Origin of the sequence: Pseudomonas sp. NDM (assembly GCF_003105095.1) — a bacterium.
Lineage (GTDB): Bacteria > Pseudomonadota > Gammaproteobacteria > Pseudomonadales > Pseudomonadaceae > Aquipseudomonas > Aquipseudomonas moraviensis_A.
In genome coordinates this window covers 1-3,441 of record NZ_QETJ01000272.1, presented here as the reverse complement: position 1 = coordinate 3,441, position 3,441 = coordinate 1, and the positions used below count along the sequence as shown (strand labels likewise).

The window sequence follows — 3,441 nt, the reverse complement described above, 5'->3', positions numbered from 1 at the left end:
AGCAGGCTCGCTCCCACATTGAAATGCATTCCCCTGTGGGAGCGAGCCTGCTCGCGATGGGACCGGTCAAAGCAACACAGAAACCAACTATTCCACCCGCATCTCACCACTGAACACCAAGGTGCTTCGGCAGCGCCGGCACAAATACCGCCGCCCTTGCCGTACCAGGCCATGGCGCTGGGCGGTAAACGGGAAGTCACTGTCGGGGCACGGACATTTGTAGATATAGCGGGTCACGCTGCGCCGCTTGATCTCGTAGGTGTGGCAGCGGTCGGGCGGCAGTTCGTAAACCCCGCGCATGATCAATTGCCACTCCTCGCCATGGGGCTGGATGCGGTCGCCGAACAGTTGGTGAGCGATCAGGTGCGCGACTTCGTGGGCCACGGTCTGCTTGAGGAAGTGTTCGGTGTTTTCCCGGTACAACTGCGGGTTGAAGCGCAGCAGGTTCTCGTGCAGATGTGCGACACCGGCTTTCTGCCCGCGCAGCTTGAGACTGACGACGGGGCGTTTGAAGGAACGTTTGAAAAAGGATTCAGCGAGTTGGTAACAATCTTCGACGCGGGTATTGAGTTGCTCGGGCATGCTTGATGGATCTCCAGAGAAGCCGAGTATGCCGCAACCCCGGCGACTTGCGAATCGCCGACCTGCCGAATGGTCGTCGCCCAACGAGAAGGCCGCCTTGCGGCGGCCTGTATTGGCAGAGGTTGTTTTTCTCAGGGAGGAAACGAGTCAGTTGGTATAGACGGGCCCGACACCCAGCCCCCAGATGATCACGGTAAACGCCATGATCGCCACCAGCACTACCAGCCCGACCGCGAGCACCGAACTGGAAAACAGAAAACCTTCATCCGAAGGAATGTTCATGAAGGTCGGCAGGCCGACGTACAGCAGGTACACCGTGTAGCAGATGGCCGCCGTGCCGACGATCATCCCCAGCCACATGTGCGGGTACAGCGCCGCCAGGCCGCCGACGAACAACGGTGTCGCCGTGTAAGTGGCAAACGCCACGCAACGGGCCAGGCTCGGATTGGCGTCATAGGTGCGCGCCATCCAGTGCACGAAGGCGCCCATCACCGCGACCCCGCCGAGCATCGCCAGGTACGACATGATGGTCATCCACAAGGCACTTTCGAACGTCAGCATCACCGGCGCGCGGTTGCCGATCACCCAGCCGACCTGGGTCGTGCCGATGAACGCCGAGACAGCGGGGATCGCCGCCAGAATCAGCGTGTGGGTCAAGTACATGTGGCTGATGCTTTCCTCTTGGTCGCCACGGATCTCCTTCCATTCCTGATCGGGGTGGGTAAACAGTCCCACTACGTGATGGATCATGCCATTCACTCCTCTTGTCATTGCCATCGCCCCCCAACGGAGCGCCTACGGGCCAAGGTGGCCGAGCAAATACAGGTCTAAAGACGTGTGCGACCTTATGTCGCAGTATAGAAAGGACTCCAGCGCACAGGTATGCCGGGCTTAGAGCAAATCGCGCTGTAAACAAAGGGCTTAATCGCGCCAGAATCTTGAAGGAACCGAATGGTTCGGTGGTGAGGGAGCTTGCTCCCGCCCGGCTGCGCAGCAGTCGCAAACCCTCCCGGCTCGCCGTGTCAGGAAAAATTCCGTTGCAGGTTTGGGGGCGCTTCGCACCCCAGCGGGAGCAAGCTCCCTCGCCACAGTAGAGGTGAGTCAATTCGACTGCGGCCCTTCGCCCGCGCCGGGTTTTTTGCGTAAAATGCCGGCCTTTCGTCACACCTCACGGATTTCGCGTCATGGGCACTCTTACGGTCAACCAGAACAAACTGCAAAAGCGCCTGCGCCGCCTGGCCGGCGAGGCGGTCGCCGATTTCAACATGATCGAAGACGGCGACAAGGTCATGGTCTGCCTGTCCGGGGGCAAGGACAGCTACACCATGCTCGACGTGCTGATGCACCTGCAGAAGGTTGCACCGATCAAATTCGACATCGTCGCGGTGAACATGGACCAGAAACAGCCGGGCTTTCCCGAGCACGTGCTGCCGGCCTACCTGAAAGAGCTGGGCATCGAGTACCACATCGTCGAGAAGGACACCTACTCGGTGGTCAAGGAACTGGTGCCGGAAGGCAAGACCACCTGCTCGCTGTGCTCGCGCCTGCGTCGCGGCACGCTGTACACCTTTGCTGACGAAATCGGCGCGACGAAGATGGCCCTCGGTCATCACCGCGACGACATCGTCGAGACGTTTTTCCTCAACATGTTCTTCAACGGCACCCTGAAAGCGATGCCGCCGAAACTGCGCGCCGACGATGGCCGCAATGTGGTGATTCGGCCGCTGGCGTACTGCAACGAGAAAGACATCCAGGCCTACTCGGACTTCAAGCAATTCCCGATCATTCCGTGCAACCTTTGCGGCTCGCAGGAGAACCTGCAGCGCCAGGTGGTCAAGGAAATGCTTCAGGACTGGGACCGCAAGACCCCGGGCCGCACCGAATCGATTTTCCGCAGCCTGCAGAACGTGGTGCCGTCGCAACTGGCCGACCGCAACCTGTTCGACTTCACCAGCCTGAAGATCGACGAGACCGCGGCTTCGCGTTTCGTCAATGTCGTCAATCTGTAAACCCGATCCAGATGTGGGAGCGAGCCTGCTCGCGAAAGCGGTGTGTCATTCAGCCCAAGTGTTGACTGATCCAATCCCTTCGCGAGCAGGCTCGCTCCTACAGGGATCTGTTCGTTTCATTCAATAGGAGAGGGCATGCGCGATTACAAGTGGCTGCACGAATACTGTCTGAACCGCTTTGGTTCGGCGGCTGAACTGGAAGCCCATCTGCCCGTTCCCAAGACCCCCGCACAATTACGCAAGATCCGCGACGACCGCTACCTCTCGACCATGGCCCTGCGGGTGTTTCGCGCCGGGCTCAAGCACAGCCTGGTCGACGCCAAGTGGCCGGCGTTCGAAGAAGTGTTCTTCAAGTTCGATCCGGAAAAAGTCGTGCTGATGAGCGCCGAACACCTGGAGCGCCTGATGCAGGACGCGCGGATCATCCGCCATCTGGGCAAGCTGAAAAGCGTGCCGCGCAATGCGCAGTTCATCCTCGATGTGGAAAAGGACAAGGGCAGCTTCGGCGCGCTGATCGCCGACTGGCCGGTGACCGACATCGTTGGTCTGTGGACGTACCTGAAAAAGCACGGCCATCAACTCGGCGGGCTGTCGGCGCCGCGGTTTTTGCGCATGGTCGGCAAGGACACATTCGTGCCGAGCTACGACGTGGTCGCAGCGTTGAACGCGCAGAAGATCGTCGACAAAGTGCCGACCAGCCAGCGTGATCTGGCAACGGTGCAGAACGCGTTCAACCAGTGGCACGAACAGAGTGGCGGACGGCCGATGAGCCAGATCTCGATGATGCTGGCCTACACCGTGAACCATTAAGACCGCGTCGCTGCATTCGCGAGCAGGCTCGCTCCCACAG

At 60.0% G+C, this 3,441-nt stretch carries 4 protein-coding genes; 2 read left to right on the top strand and 2 right to left on the bottom strand.

The genetic code is table 11. From position 1 onward, the window contains the following. Window positions 1-87 precede the first annotated feature (87 nt). Together DCO47_RS26235 and DCO47_RS26230 are read right to left on the bottom strand one after the other, a co-directional pair. Window positions 88-582, bottom strand: a complete 495-nt coding sequence (locus tag DCO47_RS26235; RefSeq protein ID WP_024013976.1) for a SprT family zinc-dependent metalloprotease — start codon at window positions 580-582, stop codon at window positions 88-90. 147 nt (window positions 583-729) lie between these two features. Next, a complete protein-coding gene (locus DCO47_RS26230) occupies window positions 730-1,332 on the bottom strand; it encodes a Yip1 family protein (RefSeq protein WP_042607174.1) in 603 nt (200 codons plus the stop codon). Window positions 1,333-1,766: 434 nt separating this feature from the next. On the opposite strand from DCO47_RS26230, the gene ttcA reads away from it, so the two are divergent. Together ttcA and DCO47_RS26215 are read left to right on the top strand one after the other, a co-directional pair. Next, the gene (gene ttcA, locus DCO47_RS26225) at window positions 1,767-2,591 is read left to right on the top strand and encodes a tRNA 2-thiocytidine(32) synthetase TtcA (protein ID WP_039757843.1); all 825 of its coding nucleotides are present in this window, start codon (window positions 1,767-1,769) and stop codon (window positions 2,589-2,591) included. 135 nt (window positions 2,592-2,726) lie between these two features. Beyond that, window positions 2,727-3,401 (top strand): DNA-3-methyladenine glycosylase I, encoded by a 675-nt coding sequence (locus tag DCO47_RS26215; protein ID WP_016773632.1) that lies wholly within the window; start codon window positions 2,727-2,729, stop codon window positions 3,399-3,401. Window positions 3,402-3,441: the final 40 nt, after the last annotated feature.